This is a genomic window from Flavobacterium sp. ENC (assembly GCF_020991415.1).
In the GTDB taxonomy this organism is placed as follows: Bacteria; Bacteroidota; Bacteroidia; order Flavobacteriales; family Flavobacteriaceae; genus Flavobacterium.
Genome location: NZ_JAJMOY010000003.1, coordinates 541,391 through 562,094, shown reverse-complemented (window position 1 = coordinate 562,094; position 20,704 = coordinate 541,391). Strand labels below are relative to the sequence as shown.

At 37.6% G+C, this 20,704-nt stretch carries 17 protein-coding genes; 1 reads left to right on the top strand and 16 read right to left on the bottom strand.

Features of this window, described 5'->3' with window-relative positions:
• Position 1 precedes the first annotated feature (1 nt).
• The 15 genes from LPB89_RS11250 to LPB89_RS11180 all read right to left on the bottom strand — a co-directional run bounded on the left by LPB89_RS11250 (position 2) and on the right by LPB89_RS11180 (position 18,531).
• The gene (locus tag LPB89_RS11250; protein ID WP_230701873.1) at positions 2-982 is read right to left on the bottom strand and encodes a YheT family hydrolase; all 981 of its coding nucleotides are present in this window, start codon (positions 980-982) and stop codon (positions 2-4) included.
• Positions 983-1,250: 268 nt separating this feature from the next.
• Positions 1,251-2,096, bottom strand: a complete 846-nt coding sequence (locus LPB89_RS11245) for an oxidoreductase (protein ID WP_230701871.1) — start codon at positions 2,094-2,096, stop codon at positions 1,251-1,253.
• 42 nt (positions 2,097-2,138) lie between these two features.
• Positions 2,139-3,095, bottom strand: a complete 957-nt coding sequence (locus LPB89_RS11240; protein WP_230701869.1) for a polysaccharide deacetylase family protein — start codon at positions 3,093-3,095, stop codon at positions 2,139-2,141.
• 45 nt (positions 3,096-3,140) lie between these two features.
• Positions 3,141-3,641: a nuclear transport factor 2 family protein gene (locus LPB89_RS11235; RefSeq protein ID WP_230701868.1), complete on the bottom strand. Its 501-nt coding sequence runs from the start codon at positions 3,639-3,641 to the stop codon at positions 3,141-3,143.
• Between the two features lie 40 nt (positions 3,642-3,681).
• Positions 3,682-5,055: an alginate export family protein gene (locus tag LPB89_RS11230; protein WP_230701866.1), complete on the bottom strand. Its 1,374-nt coding sequence runs from the start codon at positions 5,053-5,055 to the stop codon at positions 3,682-3,684.
• Between the two features lie 79 nt (positions 5,056-5,134).
• On the bottom strand, positions 5,135-6,154 hold the full coding sequence (locus tag LPB89_RS11225) for an MBL fold metallo-hydrolase (RefSeq protein ID WP_230701864.1): 1,020 nt from the start codon (positions 6,152-6,154) through the stop codon (positions 5,135-5,137).
• A gap of 771 nt (positions 6,155-6,925) precedes the next feature.
• On the bottom strand, positions 6,926-8,695 hold the full coding sequence (locus LPB89_RS11220; protein WP_230701863.1) for an amidohydrolase: 1,770 nt from the start codon (positions 8,693-8,695) through the stop codon (positions 6,926-6,928).
• Between the two features lie 33 nt (positions 8,696-8,728).
• On the bottom strand, positions 8,729-9,739 hold the full coding sequence (locus LPB89_RS11215; protein ID WP_230701862.1) for an alpha/beta fold hydrolase: 1,011 nt from the start codon (positions 9,737-9,739) through the stop codon (positions 8,729-8,731).
• A 33-nt stretch (positions 9,740-9,772) separates the two neighbouring features.
• Entirely contained in the window at positions 9,773-10,561 is a 789-nt protein-coding gene (locus tag LPB89_RS11210) for an alpha/beta hydrolase (protein ID WP_230701860.1), read from the bottom strand.
• Between the two features lie 660 nt (positions 10,562-11,221).
• Entirely contained in the window at positions 11,222-13,171 is a 1,950-nt protein-coding gene (locus tag LPB89_RS11205) for a sigma 54-interacting response regulator (RefSeq protein WP_230701858.1), read from the bottom strand.
• Positions 13,172-13,185: 14 nt separating this feature from the next.
• On the bottom strand, positions 13,186-14,796 hold the full coding sequence (locus LPB89_RS11200) for a sensor histidine kinase (RefSeq protein ID WP_230701857.1): 1,611 nt from the start codon (positions 14,794-14,796) through the stop codon (positions 13,186-13,188).
• Positions 14,797-14,968: 172 nt separating this feature from the next.
• Positions 14,969-15,694, bottom strand: coding sequence for a siderophore-interacting protein (locus tag LPB89_RS11195; RefSeq protein ID WP_230701856.1), 726 nt, complete (start codon positions 15,692-15,694; stop codon positions 14,969-14,971).
• Positions 15,695-15,774: 80 nt separating this feature from the next.
• Positions 15,775-16,623 carry an AraC family transcriptional regulator gene (locus LPB89_RS11190; RefSeq protein WP_230701854.1) on the bottom strand — a complete coding sequence of 283 codons (849 nt, stop codon included), beginning with the start codon at positions 16,621-16,623 and terminating at the stop codon, positions 15,775-15,777.
• Between the two features lie 569 nt (positions 16,624-17,192).
• On the bottom strand, positions 17,193-17,870 hold the full coding sequence (locus tag LPB89_RS11185; RefSeq protein ID WP_230701853.1) for a DUF1080 domain-containing protein: 678 nt from the start codon (positions 17,868-17,870) through the stop codon (positions 17,193-17,195).
• A 322-nt stretch (positions 17,871-18,192) separates the two neighbouring features.
• Positions 18,193-18,531, bottom strand: a complete 339-nt coding sequence (locus LPB89_RS11180) for a hypothetical protein (protein WP_230701851.1) — start codon at positions 18,529-18,531, stop codon at positions 18,193-18,195.
• A 200-nt stretch (positions 18,532-18,731) separates the two neighbouring features.
• Between LPB89_RS11180 and LPB89_RS11175 the strand changes: the two genes are divergently transcribed.
• Positions 18,732-19,142, top strand: coding sequence for a helix-turn-helix domain-containing protein (locus LPB89_RS11175; RefSeq protein WP_230701850.1), 411 nt, complete (start codon positions 18,732-18,734; stop codon positions 19,140-19,142).
• A 191-nt stretch (positions 19,143-19,333) separates the two neighbouring features.
• Here the strand turns inward: LPB89_RS11175 and LPB89_RS11170 are convergent, their stop codons facing one another.
• Complete coding sequence (locus LPB89_RS11170) at positions 19,334-20,440, bottom strand: hypothetical protein (protein WP_230701848.1); 1,107 nt, start codon at positions 20,438-20,440, stop codon at positions 19,334-19,336.
• Between the last annotated feature and the right edge of the window lie 264 nt (positions 20,441-20,704).

The following is a 20,704-nucleotide window of genomic DNA, read 5'->3' as shown; positions in this document are numbered from 1 at the left end:
GTTACGCCTTAAAAACCGCTGCAGGCTTACAGGATGTAAAAAAATCATAAGCTCTTTTCTCTGCATACGAATACATAGAATTACGCAACGGAAAAGCGCAGTGTCCGCCATACTTTGGCGTTTCCAGATAAACATAAGCGCTGTCCTGCGAGATAGCTCTTGGGTAACAACGCTCTCCTAAGAAAGGATCATCCAGCGAATTAATAATTAAAACCGGAGTGGTAATGTCCTTAAGGGAAAACTCCGGAGAGACGCGCTGGTAATAATCATCACGGCTGGCAAAGCCGTGCAGCGGTGCGGTAAAATACTGGTCAACTTCATCAAAGGAGGTAATTTTATCAATCTGGTCACGGTTTATAAAATCAGGAAACTGTGCCGCTTTGTGTTTAAGTTTTCTTTTAATATCAATTGTGAAATTTTTCAAATAGACCCTGTTAAAACCTTGCTTGAGTACTTCGGCACTTGTGGCAATATGGGTTGGCACTGAAATACATACTGCCGCTTTGATGCGCGCATCGATTTTTGTCCAGCCCAGGTAATTCAGGAGCTGCACACCTCCCATTGAATATCCGATCAGATAAACATCATCGAATCCTTTTTCTAAAACAAACTGAACCACTTCGTCAAGATCATCCACCGCACCGTGATGGTAAAGTCGCGGAAGGCGGTTCATTTCTCCTCCGCAGGTACGATTGTTCCAGGCGAAAACCGAAAACCCCTGCTGCTGAAAATAGGCCGCACAGCTATTATTGTACGTTCTGCGGGAATCTCCTTCTAAACCATGGCATAAAATAACCGCTTTTTTAGGATCACTCAGAATGAAATCGATACTGATAAAATCCCCGTCACTTAGCTCCTTTTTTTCCCTTGTGTAGCCGGGAGCATCAAACTTTTTAAACAAAGCAGCATAAATGGTAGAAATGTGCCTGTTGCGATGTATCATCGGAGGGAAATTATATTCTGATTGTTCAATGATAGGCATGGTCAAAAAATTTGTAGTGTACTACAAATCTAAGAAATCAATCAATATGTAATTTAAAACTGTCATTTTTTATTTTAAAATTCCAAATCTTAAATTCCAAATTCCAATTTTTAACCGCAAAGTTTACTATGTAAGCTTTGCGAACTTAGCGCAAGCCTTGCGTACCTTGCGGTTAAACCCCATATTAAAATAAAAAAATCCCAAAATCCGCATTAAATTTTGGAATTTGGAATTTGGAATTTGGAATTTGGAATTTAAAAATAACTCCCTACTCCTTAAAATCTGATGAAAAAGTTAATTCCTTATTTATTTCAATTTCTTTTTTTAACGAATCAATTTTATAATTCGCAAATTCATAGGCATCGGATCCTGTAAGCAGGCGAAGCGGTGGTTCCGGATTTTGGGCCACTTTAATAATTAAGCCAGCTACTTTCTCCGGATCTCCCAGTTGTTTGCCCGGAATATCATTTTGATGTGCGTTTACACCTTCGCGAATACTTATATAATCCTCAATAGGATTTTTTGAAGCGATTAAGGAAGAACTGTTCAAAAAATTCGTCCGTACATAACCCGGTTCTATAAGAGTAACGTTGACTCCGAAAGGCTTTACCTCTTGTGCAAGTGCTTCGGAAATACCCTCGACGGCAAATTTAGTTCCGCAGTAAATTCCCCAGCCTGCTCCGGCAATTAGTCCAAAAACAGAGGAAAGATTGATAATATGACCCCATTTCGCAGCTCTCATATGAGGCAAAATAGCTCTGGTAACATTCAGTAAACCAAAGACATTTACATCAAAATTGGCACGAACTTCGGCATCAGAGCTTTCTTCTATTCCTCCAATTAAACCATACCCGGCGTTATTAACGACATAATCTACCGAACCAAAATGTTCTATAGCACTACTTACTGCTTCTTTCACGCTCTCTTCATCCACTAAATTTACCTGCAAAGGCAGGAACTGGTCAGACGAAATGCCAACTGCAGTTTTAAGCGTTTCTTTGTTTCGCGCAGTGGCCACCACGTTAAATCCGGATGCCAGTAACTGTTTCACTAAAACAAGGCCAATTCCTTGCGAAGTTCCTGTAATAAACCAGGTTTTATTTTTATTTTTCATATTTGTTATTTTAAAGTTTTTATCGAATTTTTTATTACATCATTATTCCCTTATGGTACTCTTATCTTCATAAGCCATTCGGGCAATCTCGTCTTTTCGCTTAAAACTAACTCCTTTATGTTTCTGGATATAAGTAATGATTTCCGTAGTGGCGGCCACCATTTGCGGAGTGCCGCCGATACGATCATGAAAACTTATGGACAGCTGCCTGCGCTTTTTTTCGGATTCTTTGTAAAGCTGATCGAATTCCAGTATGACCTGACGGGCAAACTGATCGGCGCTGAAATTCTTTCCCTCTATCAAAACAATATCATTACAGCGAATGGTATAGGGTACCACTGCAAAATCATTTCCTTTTACTTTTAGTAAAAACGGCTCGTCACGGCTTAAGTCGTCAATATGATACTTAAAACCGAGCTCCTGCAAAATTTCCAGTGTATTTGTACCTCTTCGCAGCCAATTTGCATTATAGCCAACAGGTTCAAAACCAGTTACTTTTTTAATGGCTTCGGCCCCGTCTCTGATGAATTTTTTTTCGGTTTCATAGGGCATGGAATATTGGGTTGCCCAGTCCATACCGTGGGCGGCAGCTTCGTGTCCCCTTGCGACAATTTCCCGGGCAAGATCCGCATTCTTTAGAACCGCGGAACCCACCATATGGGAAGTAACTTTAATACCAAGCTTATCCCAATTGTCCAGCATTCTTGGAATGCCTTCTTTATACCCATACTGATACCAGCTCTCCCCCGGAAGATCAATAAATCCTTTTTGCATGTTTTGCGGAAACGGACTCTCGGCATTTACAGGCTGGCCGCCCGCTTCAAACTGCATCGATACCGATACCACCAAACGAGATCCGTCAGCCCAGCTTGTGGGAGATACTTCTTCACTGGCAAATCTTTTTGTTTCGAAATTGCCTGCCAATAATGTGTTGGTTGGCAGCAAACCCGCCAGGCTGACCATGCCTGCTTCTTTAAGAAATGTTCTTCTGTCTTTCATGATATCATCATTTAATTTAGGTTCAACAGTCTTTTATGGCTATTTTTATTTAAGTACTTTTTCAATAATCAGTGTTTCTTCATAAAGCGAAAATTTGCTTATCAGATTATTCACGACTGTTATATGAATAGCCAGAGGCATTTTAAAATGCTTTCCGTTTTTTTTCACCGTTCGTTCGACAAAACCAAATACCGCAACTTCATTACCCCGCACTAAAAACGACTGTACCTCGAGTTTTTCACTCCCGTCAACAAAATAACTAAAGAGCGTTTTGAATAATTCCGAAATTTCTTCCCGTTTAGAACGGTGTCCTGTCCAGGGCATGTATTTCGATTCGAAAATATACCAGTCTACATTTTCTGAAACCATTGAAGCAATCTTTTCGGGGTCTTTGGCTCCGATAGAGCCAAAGAATTTATCTGCCGTTTGCTTCGTATTGATTTCTTCATCAGTATAGACCTGCGCCTGTACTGAAAAACCCGTCAACAGCACTACTGCTATTAATTGTAAGGTTTTCATTTTTGATCGTATTACAGTTTCTTCCATAATTATCGTTTTAAATTTTTCGTATGATTTACTTTGGAGCTTAAAAATGAAGCTGCATGGTGAGTCCGGTAAAGAATATATTTTTACCGGTTCCGGAGGCTTTGATGTACTCTTCTGCCTTAAACCAGGTGGCTTCGAGCCTGAAATAAATATATTGATTCGGCTCCCAGACGATTTCGCTTTCGAGCTGATTTCCGATTTTCTTTTCGGTTGTGGTATCTCCGGGATAAATCAGTGATGTATTTGGTGCATAAATACCATCGTAGCCGCTGTATCGCCAAAACATGTCATAGTCAATGACCCAATCTATATTTTTGGCAATTTCAAAACTCAGCGACGGATGGAAATCAATCAGATTGGAAGGCCCGATTACAGAAGCCAGTCCAAAATAGGCACCTCTCGGAAAAAGAGGATTGAAAGTCTGCAGACTGGAATCTCCCGCCTTTTTGTCTCCGCTGATTACTTCGGTTTTAAAGCCAATTTCCGGATGAAACTTTATACCATTAAAACGATATCCGGCATTAATCGAGGCCGTCCACGCATTGATACTTTTTTCAGCCACATCACCAAACTGGTAAACGGCCTCGCCATCGTAACGCCAGTTCCCCGTTTTTCCCCAGATACGGGTTCCTAACGAATGTCGTTTTTCTTTTCCTGCTGCATCATTAAAGGCCGCATTTGCCCTTTGGTAGCCCAAATAATACACATCGATATTTTTGACAATTGGTATTTTAGTAAAGGCCAGATAACTTCCCCAGAGCTGCCTGTCTTTATTCGAAGCATCGTCAAAAATACCGTCATGTGCCACCACGTAATGCGTGTAAAATAAATCCGCTGTACTATTCTCTTTGCCAATAATTGCTTTGACCCCATCAAAAGACTGCCTGTTGTTAGGGCCTTCCCTAACGGCTACCAAACGTTGTGATCCGTAAGTGAGTTCCTGCCTTCCTACTCTTAAAATCAGTCTTTGGCTTCCTTCATTCATAATATTCAAATCAGCAAATGCCTGATGTACTTCAAGCGGATTTTGTTCCACAGGATTCGGATCAATTCTTCCGTCAGCCATACTGCTCTGTACCTGAACAAAAGTTCTGAAGTACTTTCCGGCATGAAAATCGGCATGAAACAAATATCTTCCTAAAACATAACCATCGTTATCCTGCGGACCATCACCCCAATTTTCATTTTTAGCATAGAAATACTGAAACCGTATATCGCCCCCAAAACTGATATACGCCTTTTTAGAAGAAGAAACCGGCAGGAATTTCACTGTTTTATACCAATTATTACGTGCAGTATCGTTTTTCAAAAAACTATAATCTTCATCAAATCGTAGTGACTTAAAGTCTGGGTACTGCTGTGCAAAACCAGAAAACGAAAGCAATAAAACCAGTAATTGGATCGTATTTTTCATGATTCAATTTTTAATTTTTAAACACATAGAAACAATTACCCCCAGGGCTGTTTTTTAGTTTTTAATACTCAATTTTTAATTATTTACTTCCATTTTGTTTGATATCCTTGTACGCATTCGGCACATTGAAATTAAAGTGAAGCCAGTTAAAAAGTTCGTAGCCTTTATCAAATTCCTTCATGGTTACAGTGGCTTTGGTTTCATCCAGGGTAAGTCCTTTTTTCACGGCATTCTCCACATTGGTCTGCAAAGCAGTCACATAATCGATCGTATATTTAATTCCCGCTTTGTTGGTCATGCGTCCGTGTCCGGGAACTACAATGTCCTTATCCGAAATCATGTTGTAAATTTTGTTCAGGTTCTGAACCGGCTCTAAAAAATAACCGTCAAACAACCACGGAATTGTTGGACTTTCGGCGATAAAGGGGTTTCCTGCCCACAAGACATTTCCGGAAGCCGATTTCAGATATACAAAAAGATCGGCCGGAGATTGCGCGGTACCCACATTAATGACCTCCACCACATTCCCTTTTCCCATATCAATTTTCAGGGTCTGGTTAATGGCTATGGTAATATCTGCGGGACGGTAAACACTTTCTTCAATCCCTCTGCCTTTGCCAAAAAGCATAATCATAAACTGTTTGATATTGTCATAATTTTTGGCGAGATTGTCTTTGCAGAATTCGTTCTGAATCACAATAGTTTCTTTGGGAAGCAAATAGTTCCCGAAACAATGATCGCCGTGATCACTGGTATTGATCGCATAAACAATGGGTTTCGGCGTCACGGAACGGATCAGTTTATAAAGCTGGTCGTAAAGCCCTTTGCTCAGCATGGTTTCAATAAGCAAAACGCCTTTATCTCCCACAATAAATCCTGCCGAAGTCGCCTGTGCGATTCCTTTTGTGGTTTCTGTTTCTGTTGTAGACGGCGAAACGGCATAGACATTCTCTGCTATTTTATGCAGTTTTAAAGTCACTTTGTTGGCGTCCCAGATTGGTACGTGATCAGGCATCGGAAATTGTGCATAAGCAGCTGTATTCGCCAGCAAACACAAAGAGAATAATGCAATTCCTGAAATTATTTTTTGAATTTTCATGATATGAATTTTATAGATTTTGTTTGATTTAATACGTTGGGCGCAATTGGTTTAACACATCGCTATGTGAAATATAATGTTTCTTTTTTGCCACGAATTGCACCAATTTTCGCTAATTTTTTTCTTTGACGACGAAAAAAATAATTCGTGAACATTCGTAAAATTCGTGGCTACTTCTAATCATTTCTTTGCGTTAAATGTTTTTACTAAATTTTTTGCTAATTTTTTTCTTTAACGACGAGAAAAATAATTCGTGAACATTCGTGAAATTCGTGGCTACTTTCTAATCATTTCTTTGCGTTAAATGTTTTTACTAAATTTTTCGCTAGTTTTTTTCTTTAACGACGAGAAAAATAATTCGTGAACATTCGTGAAATTCGTGGCTACTTTCTAATCATTTCTTTGCGTTAAATGTTTTTACTAATTTTTTTGCTAATTTTTTCTTTGACGACGAGAAAAATAATTCGTGAACATTCGTGAAAAATTCGTGGCTACTTTCTAATCATTTCTTTGCGTTAAATGTTTTTACTAAATTTTTTGCTAATTTTTTTCTTTAACGACGAGAAAAATAATTCGTGAACATTCGTGAAATTCGTGGCTACTTTCTAATCATTTCTTTGCGTTAAATGTTTTTACTAAATTTTTTGCTAATTTTTTCTTTGACGACGAAAAAAATAATTCGTGAACATTCGTGAAATTCGTGGCGACTTTCTACTCATTTCTAAGTGTTAAATAGTTTTACTACTTACACCCAACGAATTTTATTTATGTTTAAAGTTTTTTAGCATAGCCGCCAAAATATTTCACTGGCGACCAATCCGGAATTACCGGAGCTATTTCAGGATCGAGTGCCTTAAAATCTCTGGCACCGTACACTACTTTTCCATTGACAAGAGTCAGATCCGATTCGATATTTCGGACTTTATCGGCTGAAACTGTAAAATAATCCTCTGATAAAATCGACATATCAGCATACATTCCTTTGATCAGCTTTCCTTTTTCCTTTTCCTCACCCGAAAACCAGGCACTTCCTGACGTATACAATTGCAGTGCGGTAAACTTATCCAGAACCTGATCTTTTGGCCAAAACTGCATTGCGCCCAGGGTTTTTCCTGTAATAAGCCAATGCAGCGCCATCCACGGATTGTACGTTGAAATTCGCGTGGCATCAGTTCCCATTCCGACCGGGATTCCCATTGCTAACATTTCTTTGATGGGAGGCAGCTGTGTTTTTGGAGTGCCATACATTTTTTGATACAATTCGCCCTGAAAATACATCCTGAACTGGACTGCTATTCCGCCATTAAGTGCTTTTACCCTTTCCAGTTCCTGAGGTGTAATGGTTTCGGCATGATCAAAAAACCAGCGCAATCCGTTAAACGGAATCTCTTTGTTTACTTTCTCAAAAACGTTCAGCATTCTGTCAATCGATTCTCCGTAAGTGGCGTGCAATCGAAACGGCCATTTGTTTTTAACAAGTAAGCGAATAATGGGTTCCAGATCTTTTTCCATTTCATCCGAAAGTACAATTCTCGGTTCCAGAAAATTTTCAAAATCTGCAGCGGAAGCCACAATATTTTCTCCGGCACCTTCTTCGGTATAGCCGTTGGCTGTCAGAAGATTATCGTTTTTATTAATCACGGTTTCGGCCACCCACTTTTCGTAATCCTGAAGTTCTTTCCCTTTTTGCTGGGCAAAGAGGTAATAGGAAATTCGCAGGTTCAGTTTTCCCTGTTTCGCCAGTTCCATAGAAGTGGCATAATCGGCCGGAAAATTCTGTGATCCTCCTGCCGCATCGATCACAGAGGTTAAGCCAAAACGATTGAGTTCACGGTTAAACTGAAGCGAACTGTTGCTTCTTTCTTCCGGACTCAGTTTTGTGGTCAATCCTAAAGTCGTATAAATCGCTTTCGGCGTTTCTTTTGCAAACATCAGCCCGGTTAAATTTCCGTTTTTGTCCTGCTCCAGAACACTTCCTTCATAATGGGTGTCTTTGGTATAGCCTAAAACCTCAATCCCTTTTTTGTTCAAAAATGCTTTGCCGTACAGGTAGGTGATAAAAACAGGTTTGTCCGGAACTGCGGCATTTATTTCGTCAATGGTAGGCTGTCTTTTTTCTTCAAAGCCAAATTCATTCCAGCCGCCAATCACTTTGATCCAGACTCCGGGTGGCGTTCTGGCTGCTTGTTCCTTAAGCATTTCCATCGCTCTTTTTAAAGTCTTCACTCCGTCCCAGCGTAATTCGGCGTTGTAATTGAGTCCTTCCCGAATCACGTGGATATGACTGTCGTTTAATCCCGGAACAACGGTTTTGCCTTTTGCATCAATGATTTTAGTGGCTGTTGTTTTATAAGTCTCCAAAATGCTTTTTGAAGTTCCGGTTGCCAGGATGATTCCGTCCTTTGTGGCCAGTGCCTGAACAAATTCACCGGGTTTCTGCATCGTGGCAATTTTTCCGTTGTAAATAATCAGGTCTGCTTTTTCCTGGGACTGTACCAACAGACCAAAGAAAAATAATAGTAATACAAATAGTTGTTTCATTTTTTCAGATTTAATTGGTCTGTTTGGGTCAATTTATTTGGCAAGGAAAAAAGCCAGCAAATCTTTTTGTACCTGAGCTGTATTTTCCTGAACCAGCCAGTGTCCGGCACCTGCAATTTTTGATTCGGTCACATTTTCGGCCACCAGTTTAGAGTGGTCTTTCAGGAAAGCTGCTGCAAAATATTCACCACCCATGGCCAGCAAAGGCATTTTAAGTTTTGTTTTGGCAAAAACCAGATTGTCTTTTCCATCCTGAGGGAAATTGCCAAACCATTTGAAACTGGATTTTGCCCCGTCTTTCACAGCATAAGCTCTCACAAATTCAGCTGTTTCTTCTGCTGTAAAAGGATCTTTAACATGTCCTACCATGGGCCAGAAATTGGTTAAAAATTCTTTCTCTTTTCCTTTTACAATATCTCCGGAAGCGGGCCATGCAAAAAAGCCAAACCACCACGCTGAAGCCGAAACCTGAGACCAAACCGGTTCAATACCCGGAAGCAGCGCATCCATCAGGGCTAATTTCTTCACTTCACTGCCATATTGCGCGGCGTAAGCATAGGCAACCATAAGTCCGATATCGTGCCCGGCCAGATTAACGGAATTGTAACCCAGTTTTTTTACAAGTTCGTGAATATCTGTCGCCATCGTTTTTTTATCATAACCGCTTTCCGGTTTATCCGATTCACCAACTCCTCTAAGGTCCGGGGCGATAACGGTAAAATGTTTGGAAAGTTCCGGAAGCAGACGGTTCCACATGTACCAGTTTTGTCCAAAACCGTGTACCAGTACAAGAGGTTCACCTTTGCCGCCAATCACGTAATGAATGTTTACACCATTGACCAATGCAGTGGCGTGTTTAAAATTTGCCGGTGGATCTGCCGGTTTTACAGCTGCCGAATCGGTTGTCGCTGACGATTCTTCGGTGACTGCTTTTGCTGGTTCTTCTTTTTTATTGCAAGAGGTCAGTAAAAATAAACTGATTGCGAACAGGCCTAAAAAAGCTTTTGCACTTTTCGATCCTAAATTTTTGGTAATTGATTTCATAGTTTTTAATTTAAAGTGGTTAATTGGTATTATTTAATTCTTTTGTTTCTGAATCCATTCTACTATATAAATTGCGATTTCCTGCCAGCCCGGCTGTCCTAAAACAAAATGGTTCCTGCCGGCAAAAACTTTAAAATCTGTAACAGAATCCTTATCCGTGTATTTTTTGTAGTTGGAATAATTGAGTGATTCGGGAATTGTATGATCGGCTGATCCCGCAATGAGTAGTAATGGGTTGTGAGCAGTATGAAAATCTACCCTTGCAGCAGCGGTTATCGTATCACGAACGATTAATTTAGACTCGGGAATAAGCAATTCACAATACGCTTTTTCCTGCCATTCTTCGGGCATTCCGTTTGTAAATGCATATTGCCACTGGCTAAAGCTCATTAAGAAAGTCTTTTTGGCAGAAGTGAAAAAACCTAGCGGTCCCCAGCCGGCTTTTAAAAATGAAAATTTAAAAGTCATAATCCCTTGCGGCGGAACTGAATGTATGGCGATCGCGGCTGACGCAACATTACGCTGTAAAAGTATCTGGGCGGTAAGTCCTCCAATAGAGTGTCCGATAATAATCGGCGGGTGTGAAAGATTTCTGGCAATAGCATCAAAATGATCAACGAGCTGGGTTAATCGCAGACTGGCAATCTGCGGATCCGGATGACGTTCGCGCAAAACGTCTACGGGAGCGTCTTTGTATGGCCATGCCGGAGCCAGGGTTTTAAAGCCTTTACTTTCAAAAAAGACTTTCCATTCGTCCCAGCAAGTATTGCTTACAAATGCACCTGTAATAAAAAGTATTGTAGTAGGGTTTTCAGTCAGCATAATACATATTTTAATGTTATGCCAAAGCCTAAACGAAAACCGAACCTTTTTATTAATTAATTAAAAATCAACAAGTTAAACTTTTAAACTGATTTTTAAACCAACTATATATCGTTGTGTGACGAAAATCAAGCAACTTAATATCGTTTTTTTTTAATTAGATAATTGGGTAATTGGATAATGTGATAATTAGATAATTAGAAAATTTGATAATTGGATGATTGATAATTGATAGTTGATAATTGATAGTTGATAATTGATAGTTGATAATTGATAGTTGATAATTGATAGTTGATAATTGATAATTGATAATTGATAATGATAATTGATAATTGATGATTGATAATTGGATAATGTAAAACTGAAACTTGAAATGCAACACGATATAAAACATATTAGTTTAAATAGCACAAACAACTTACATAATGCCCATTTTCAGATTGTAAAAAATTTTCACATTACTCAATCACCTCATTATCTAATTTCCAATTTAGATAATTATTAAACAATCAAACAGTCCAATTATCAAATTATCTAATTGTCACATTTTCTAATTTCCACATTTTCTAATAATCTAACAGTCCAATTATCAAACAGTCTAATTATCTAATCATCTAATTTCCACATTATCTAATAATCTAACAGTCCAATTATCTAATTTCAAAAATGGCTTCTCTTAATCCCTAACCTTTGCATTCTGGAAGCCAGGGTTGTGGGCGGAACTCCTAAAATTTCGGATGCACCTCCGGTACCTCTTATTCTGCCGTTGCATTTCTCCAGAACATTGATAATATGCTCCCTTTCATTTTCCTGAATCGTTTTGAAATACCATTCATTTGACTTGTTGTTTATTTTCGTTTCTTCAAAAGCCGGAAGCGGAATATGTTCGATGGTGTCAGTCTTAGCCAAAAGAATACTTCTTTCGATAAGATTCTCGAGTTCGCGGATATTGCCCGGCCATTGATAAGACAGGAGACTTTTTAAAGCGCTTTCTGCTATTTCGGTTACATTTTTTCCTGTTTTAAAGCTATAGACCGCTATAAAATGACGGGCGAGTAAACCAATATCTTCTTTACGCTCTCTTAACGGTGGCAGCTGAATAGGGAATACATTGAGCCTGTAATAGAGATCAAGCCTAAAACGGCCGTCGGCAACTTCCTTTTCCAGGTTGCAATTGGTAGCGGCAATAATGCGGACATTTACTTTTATGGAAATATTTCCTCCCACACGTTCAATTTCTTTTTCCTGGATCGCCCGCAGCAGTTTTGCCTGCATTTCCAATGGCATGTCTCCAATTTCATCGAGAAATAAAGTCCCGTTATCTGCCTGTTCAAATTTACCGATCCGCCTTTCTGACGCCCCTGTAAACGATCCTTTTTCATGCCCGAATAATTCTGATTCTATAAGGCCTGGAGGGAGCGCAGAACAATTCACTTTAACAAAAGGCTGGTTTTTTCTGGTCGAAAGTTCCTTAATACTATGGGCTATACTCTCTTTACCGGTACCGCTTTCCCCTGTAATTAAAACGGTAGTATCAGCGGGAGCCACTTGCAAAATGTGATCAAATATTTTGAGCAGCACCGGGCTTTTTCCAACAATCGATTCAAAGCCGGAATTTTTTACAGGTTTAGCGGTACCGGAATTTTCACCAACAGTATTTTTTTTATCTAATTTCTTATCATGACTGATCAAATTTTCAATGGCAAAGATTAAGGGTTCCTGCAGCCTTTCGCATAGCGTTAAATGATTTTTGTTATAATTGTCAGCCTGCCTGCTGAAAAAAGATAAGTAGAGTCCGCCGTTTTCACTGAGTGCTAAAGGAACCGGCAGCATGAGATTGGATTTCATATTCATTGAAGTCGCAATTACTTTTTTAATAGGCGTTTTATCGCATATTTTTATAAAGTCCTGGCCATTGTAGAAGGTGGCTTCGGTCTCCACCCTGCTTTTGTTTCGTAGTTCTGTAATTTCAGACTGTTTTAAGCCTGTAATATTTTGCAATTCTTCAATTCCTATCCGCTGGTATTCGTGTAAGCCTGTCCTTGCATAGCCCAGCACCCTGCTGGACAACTTGTTTTCCATATAAAAAACAGCCATTACCAAATCAAAGGAAATGAGAGACTGCAGGGCCGTAATGATGCTAAGAACCCGCTCGTCCCAGCTGCCACTTTTTGTGACTATCGTTTTTAATTGCTTCTGAAACAAAAGCTCTTTCCTAATAGAAGATTCTATTCCGTGCTGCTGATGGTATTCGGCAATTTCGATCGTGATTAATAAATCTTTTTCCCTGAAAGGTTTTACCAAAAAGCCATGCGGATGGGTCAGTTTGGCTTTACTCAGCACTTCTTCGTTAGAATTAGCAGAGAGATAAATAAACGGGATATTATCTTCTTTTAGTATTTCGGCAAGATCGATACCGGTCTGTTTTCCAGAGAGGAAAATGTCCAGTAACACCAGTTCCGGTTTTTCCTGTGCAATATAATATTTGGCATCCGGTACGGAACGCGCCATTCCGATAACAGAATGTCCGGCTTTCTTCAGCATCAGCCGTAAGTGATTGGCCTCAACAAACTGATCTTCAACAATAAGTATTTTTAGTGGTTTTGCCATTTTAAAGAATTAAATTAATGAAGATTACTTTCGATAATAGTGAATTCCAAAGTTATTCTGGTACCCTTTTTACCGGAAATTTCAAATTTCCCTTTAATGTCATCAGAAAGGCCCTGCATTAATTTTATACCTAATGAAGGACTGTCGTAAGGATCAAAATCATCCGGGAGTCCGGTACCGTTGTCCTTAATGATTAAAAGATAGTTTTTATGGTCATCGGTTTTAAGCGATATAGTAATAATTCCGTTTTTATGATCCGGAAAAGCATATTTAATCGCATTTGTAACTGCTTCGTTAAAAATCAGACCGATTGGTATGGAATGCGATAAGGGCAGATTGAAACTATCTATATCAAGTATAAATCGTATTCTTTTTCGGATTTCGAAGGAGTCTTTTAAATATTCGGTTAATTCAAATATATAAGAAGGCATATCAATTATCGATAAATTCTCTGACTGATATAATTTCTGATGGATCAGGGACATGGCATGAATTCTGTTCTGACTGTTATTAATAGCCTGCAGCGCTTCTTCATTTTTTAAAAATTCAGCCTGACTTGCCAGCAGTCCTACCACCATGTGCAGGTTATTTTTTACTCTGTGATGAATTTCACGCAAAAGCCATTCTTTTTCAATCAGCATATTTTGGAGCGTGACATTTTTTTGATTGATCTCCTCCTGCTGCACTTCCAGCAGTCTGTTTGTTCTCTTCTTGAACGTAAATCTCTTGTACAGCAAACCAAGAATGATAAGTAAAAGCAGCAGAAAAGTAATCATGGAATTCCGTAAAAAAACCTCGTTTTTAAGTTTGCTTTGCTGCAGCAGGGTTTTATTTTTAAGCTTGATAATATCCTGACTTTTCTTTTCTGTTTCATAAATAATATTCAGTCTGGAAGTAATAGGATAAATATCATTTTCTTTAAGATGGGCCGCTTTATAGAAAAATATCGCTTTTTTAAGCGCATTCAGGGAGTTGTGAAAATCGGAGACTGAAAAATACAATTCGCTGATTTCTCTGTAACAGTCCCCGCTTCTTTTCTTGTTTCCGGACTTTTGAAACAGGGATGCCGCTTTAAAAATTGGATCTAATCGCTCTGCTATTGGTGCATTAGTACGCATTTTAGCGGACCAGACCATTACCCATGCTTCGCCCAGATCATCTGTCTGATTTGTTTTACTTAATACTTCTATTGCATTTCTGGCATTGACTTCTATCATTGAGTTGTTGTTTCGCAACTCCTGCACCATGGAAAGCTGAAGATAACATTTACCGGCATAGCTGTTAGAATGAAGGTTTTGGCTTATCCAAAGGGCCTGCTCAGCATATTGAAAGGCCTTTAATAATGTTTTAGGATTATTATAAGACATTTCATACCAGTCACTTACTTTTAATAAAATTTTGATTTTGTTTATGCTTTCAGGTAACCTGCTGAGCATTCCCTCCGCTTTTTTTACCTGAAGTTCGTTATAAGGGGGATCCTGATCCAAATCATTTTTCAGGACGATTAGATTTTTTTCCGCTATTTCCGGCTGCTTTCTGCTCTTAAACGGATTCCATGCATTTATTTCTCCAAATGTAAGCCATACAAGGAGAAACAGAATTATTCTGTAGTGGTTAGAGCACATTTCTTAGGAATTAAACAGCTCTACGAAGGTATTGATAATTCTGTATTTAAATTTAAAATATTCGAAAATTGAATCCCAACGATATATCGTTGTTTTTATTCTATATAATTGTTTATAAAGTATTTACGGAGATATATTCAAAAATAAAATGGACGGAGATGCGGGTACGAAATTACAATCCGATTTTTCCTTCCGCCCAATACGGCTGTGTATAAATGTTTTTATTTGAAACCCCTTTTTCTTTTAAAGCTTTTCGAAAGGCCTGAATTGACTTTGCATTTCCCATCAGATAAAAGTAACCGTCTTTCCATAATTCCCAAATGCTGCTATCGAGTTTATGAAGAATATCAATAGCAAACTCGGCTTTATGAAGCGATTTTGGCACGGTATCCACTAGGAGTCCTAAGTGGTTGGGAACTTCCATCGCGACAGGATCTAATTCCATAATTCCCAAATAATTATTTTCCCTGGCATTAATTTCATACTGAAAACTTTTAAAAACGCTCATACAGGTTTCATCTCCAAAAAAGAACTGGTATTTTTCTTCCCTTTTAAAAAAATCAAAACCTCTTGGCATTCCAACTGTTAATTGATCGCCCGGTCTTAGATTTTCAACAAAATAACTTCCGGGACCGTTTTTATGAATGTGAAAAATGACTTCAAACCATCCTTCTTCACTATTCCATTTACTGGGGGTGTAATTGCGGTAATTAGTATCGTCTATCCTGATGATTATGGCTTGTCCGGTTTTAAACTTCACCTGTGGGAAATGACCTTTAAACCGAATCAATTTTATATTTTCGCTCAGCATTGTAGTTGCTGAGACGTTTACTTTGCAAATTTTTTTGGTAAAAGCCAGTTCCATAAAATCTCCAATAATTTTGGGCATCGAATTCATAATCTTCTTGTTTAAATTTCCATACAAAAATGACAATTAAACAACAAGATGAAGTTGAAGAAGAAATAGGTATGATTGGACTATTCGCGGAATTTTAAACGAAAGGTCAATGCCGTTTCGCCGGTTATTTTTTTGAATAGCCTGGAAAAGTACGTATGATCTTCAAAACCCAGCTTAAATGCAATTTCCTTCACATCATTGTCTGTATAATAAAGCAGCCGCTGTGCTTCCAGGATCATGGCATTCTGAAGCCAGTAGGTAACTGATTTTCCAGTCGAAATATTCACGCAATAATTCAGATGTGAAGTGGTGATGTTTAATTTTTTGGCGAAAAAAGACGGTGTTTCCAAAAATGTGGAATCTGAAATTAATTTTTTAAAGTTGGAATAGATGACGGCCGATTGATTTTTAAGTTCCGCTGCTGACTGACTTGCGTCTGAATATATATTGACAAAACGATAAATTAAAGTACTGAAAAGGCCATTGACGATAGGGGTTTTATTGGAGCAGGTATTTTCAAAAGAGCGGTGCAAAAGTGAAACCGTTTCAAAAAGTTCTCTTTTTTGAAATTTGCTTATTTTATTGACCTGATCTTCAATTCTCATATTCTGAAAAACGGAAGCGCAGTTATTGGGTACTAAAAATGGCGCGGCACTCATATAATATCCGGCTGCATCGGGAGAAACAAATTTAGGCGAATGGATCTGAAATGGTTTGATAATTACAATACTTGGGGCACTTATTTTTACATCGGTCATATCACATTTCATAATTACTTTTCCTTTTGTCAGTACAAAAAAAACATAAAAATCATGTCTGTGCGCCCCTAATGTGTTTACTGTTTCTGAATCTTTTCCCAATACCGATAATTCAGCGATAAAAATACCGCCAACGGCTTCTGAACTCTGATTGTAAATGGGAATTTTCAAATTTATTTTTTGAGTTATAGATGATGAAGTGCTGCAAACTTAGAAAATTATTCTTGTTTAATTTTATTGTTGTGGTGTTTAAAATCATTGGAATGATTTACCGCAAGGCACGCTAGGGGAAAACGCGATGTTCGCGAAGTTTAGGTTTTAGCTTTGCGTTTTCGCGCCTTTGCGTGTAATTGCGTTGCGTTATTTGCGGTTAAACAAATTCCAATATTTTACCGCAAGGCACGCTAGGGGACAACGCCATGTTTGCAAAGTTAGGTTTTAGCTTTGCGTTTTCGCGCCTTTGCGTGTAATTGCATTGCGGTCTTTGCGGTTAAACAAAATCCAATATTTTACCGCAAGGCACGCAAAGGGAAAACGCGATGTTCGCAAAGTTTAGGTTTTAGCCTTGCGGTCTTTGCGTGTAATTGCACTGCGTTCTTTGCGGTTAAACAAAATCCAATATTTTATCGCAAAGTACACAAGGGGGAAAACGTGATGTTCGCGAAGTTTAGGTTTTAGCTTTGCGTTCTTTGTACTTACAAATAATTATATAACATTGCGTTCTTTGCGGTTAAACCAACTTACTCCTTTATCCGAATATTACGATACCATACGGCATTCCCGTGATCCTGCAACGCTATTTTTCCTTTTTTAAAGGTTCCGAAACCGGGCCAGTTCGCAAATTTACTTTCTGCTATGCGGTTTTTAAAATCTGCATCCCAGAGCACTGTTTCCACGACCACAACGCCATTGAGGATCAGGGTTAGTTTTCCTTTTTTACTGATAATTTCAGCCGTATTCCACTCTCCCACTTGTTTTACAGGTTCTGACTTGCTTTGAATTAGATCGTATAAATCTCCCGCGCGGTGTTTTGTGATTTTTCCGTCAGGATGGCCGTCATTATCCAAAACCTGCATTTCCAGACCGGTTTCGTAGGTGTTTTTATATTTTTTAGCATCTTCGTTGATATAAAAAATAATACCACTGTTGGCATTGGGAGCTACTTTCCAGTCCAGTTTTAAATGGAAATTCTCAAATTCGGCATTGGTTACCAGATCGCCGCCTTCTCCATTTTTCGCCGCCTCAGGATCAAAATGCAGGACCCCGTCCTCTACTTTCCATGCGGCTCCCACCGTATTTTTACCGTACGTATGCCAGCCTTTGGTGGTCTTTCCGTCAAAAAGAGGTTTGAAACCTTTCTGCGCCTGAATCGTTGGTGCAAAAGACAGCATTACTATTAGTACTATAATTTTTTTCATTTTGTTTGAATATTAATTATCAAAAACCGAATCTGCTTTTCAATCTGCAGCTTCGTGATTTGTTTGTTTATGATTTAGGTTAGGAGATATAAAAGTACGTGTTTGTCCGTAATAGCAAACTCTGTGGGAAGAGAAAAAAAATTTACCGCAAAGAACGCTAAGTTTTTTTTAGCTTTTATAAAAGGGAAAGTTCGCAAGCTATTTAACAATTTAGCATTGCGAACTTTGCGCTTTCTAAAGCACTCTTATATAAAATCTTTGCGCTCTTTGCGGTAAAAATATGGGTATGTTTTTTTATGTTTTCCTTTATAAAGACTATATTTTATTCCTTTATGGTATCATGATCTGTAAAAACCAGCTGATTGAGTTCGCTTAAAAACTCAAATTCCTCCCTGGGAAACAGCTGAAGGACCATTTCCAGGATAATGATGACATTAATACCGGATTTTCTGTCGATTGCTGTTTTGTGTTCCTCCTCTTCCAGCGACAAAATGCACAATCGCAGCAAATCGGTAATGACACAACTGAGTTCAAAATAACTTTGCAGTTTGATTGTAGTGACCAAATCCTTTGTTTTACTACCGATAGGATCTGTTGATTTCAAATATCCGGCTGCTAATTTTTTAAGGTTTTTCAAATTTTCAATTTCATTTTTTTCCATGGTGCTGTGTTTTTTAAATTGTATCTTGGTGTTCGCTATATTTTTCGCGCTTATTCTTTTTTATTATACGAAAAATCGTACTTTTACCGCAAGTACGAAATAGATTTTTGCATACTGAACTTTTTTTTTCTGTATGGTACAGCAAAAAATATGTTTTCTACATTTGGTCTCTTATTACACTTAATTATTATCTTTGAATTATGAGCACACTTACAAAACCAAACCATATAGGGCGAAAAATCAGCCGTATTCGCGAACTGAAAGACATGAAACAGGAAGCACTGGCACAGGCTTTAGGAACCAATCAACAAGCGGTGTCTATTATGGAAAACAGCGAAACGATAGAAGAAGAAAAATTAATTGAAGTAGCAAAAGCACTTGGCGTAAGTGTGGAAGCCATTAAAAATTTCTCGGAAGAAGCGGTTTTAAATATTATTGGAAACACAGTTAACAATCATGATAACGCTTCATCATTCAATTATGGATGCTCCTTTAATCCAATTGACAAATTGATTGAAGTGTACCAGGAAAAAGAGAAGTTATACGAACGTTTATTGCAAGCTGAAAAGGATAAAAATGAATATTTGGAGAAATTAGTAAAAGGGAAATAAGCTTTTATAAAAAATATATTGGTGTAAAAAAGAGACCCTCAAGTCTCTTTTTTTATTTTTGAAAAATTATTACGAAAAATTGAGTTCTGTATGAAGTCTTGATTTTAAAGCTTTGCTCTATATTTAGCCGGTTCATCTGAATTTCTATGAATAACTTTTATCTTTGAAAAGCTTTTTTTTAAAACACCAAATCAATTTGAATTAACTTCTTTCTTAGGATATCCCTTTTTGTACTCTACTGTTATTATATATGCTCGCTTGCTTAAGTGCAAATTAATTTCACCCGAATTTAACTCCCATCTTTTATGTAATTCACTATTTCCTGAATTTATAGCGTCACTAGCAGCTTTAAAATCTTCACTAATGATTATTTTGGATGGAAGTGAAGAATGTTCGTATGAAGGATCTTCAAAATCAAAATCATTGTCGTATAAAACATAATCTATTTCCCATATCAACTTTGATAAACCAACAGGGTTTTTCTCCGCAGCCCACCAATAAGTTCTCTCGTCGAAAGTTGACCATTCATAAGTATTGTAAATGGAATCCTGTTGAATCTTCTTTTTTATAGAGCCTAAAGGATAAAACTTCAAATCCTTTTTCACTGAAAATTCTTTATCAATTTTATCTATATATGTTAACTTGCATGTGTTTTCCTTCTCGTATTTATATGTTATTTTTTTTCTAAAATTATATATAAATAATGTACTACTAGTTTCGCCAATGTAATTTAAATCTTGACTAAAACCAGTTTTTATTAATTTACCGTAATAACTAAATTGTACATCCTTATTTGCAAAGCCAGCCCTGCTATATGTAATTAAATGATAAAGTCCTAATAAGAAACCTACAGCAGTTATTATGGGTCCAAAAGCTAAGTTCCTACCTTTAGTACTACTTTCAAGCCTTGCAATAAGGGCGAAAGATGAAAATAAAATATAGAAAAGTAAGTTAGGATTTATCTGTACTGGCTCAGTAAACATTGCAATTACTGCAAACAAACTAATTATTCTACTACAATAAAGATTAAATTTAGCTTCTTCTGTGTTCTCTAGTTCTCTTTTATAGATAAATTTCTTCAATGGTCTAACGACTATATACTCTATTAAAAGTACTGCAAATACTGTTGGAAGAATTAACGTAATTGAAAAAAATAGGATATCATTCAGAGTCAAATAATAGATAATAGGAACGTTAAAAAAATAATAGTAGATTGACATATAAAGTAACCCCAACCCATATCCTGCGACTGAGAATAGTATCAAATTTGATTTAATAAATTCTATATATTTCTTCATAATTTTTTTAAGTAAACTTAAAAAAAAGGATTTATATAAAATCAAAATTAGACTACGTAGAAATACCTGTTTATAATTGTTTTAAAAAATATTTATATAGTTTTTTGCTGAAGACGACCTTTATATCATATGTTTGTCAACAATAATACAAAAAGTAGCAGAGTATATAAGATTTACAAACGTTTAATGATTTGAATATTTTAATACTATTAAAAGGAAATAATTAAATTAAAGGCTTAAATCTTAAGTTAAAAACTTGCTGTA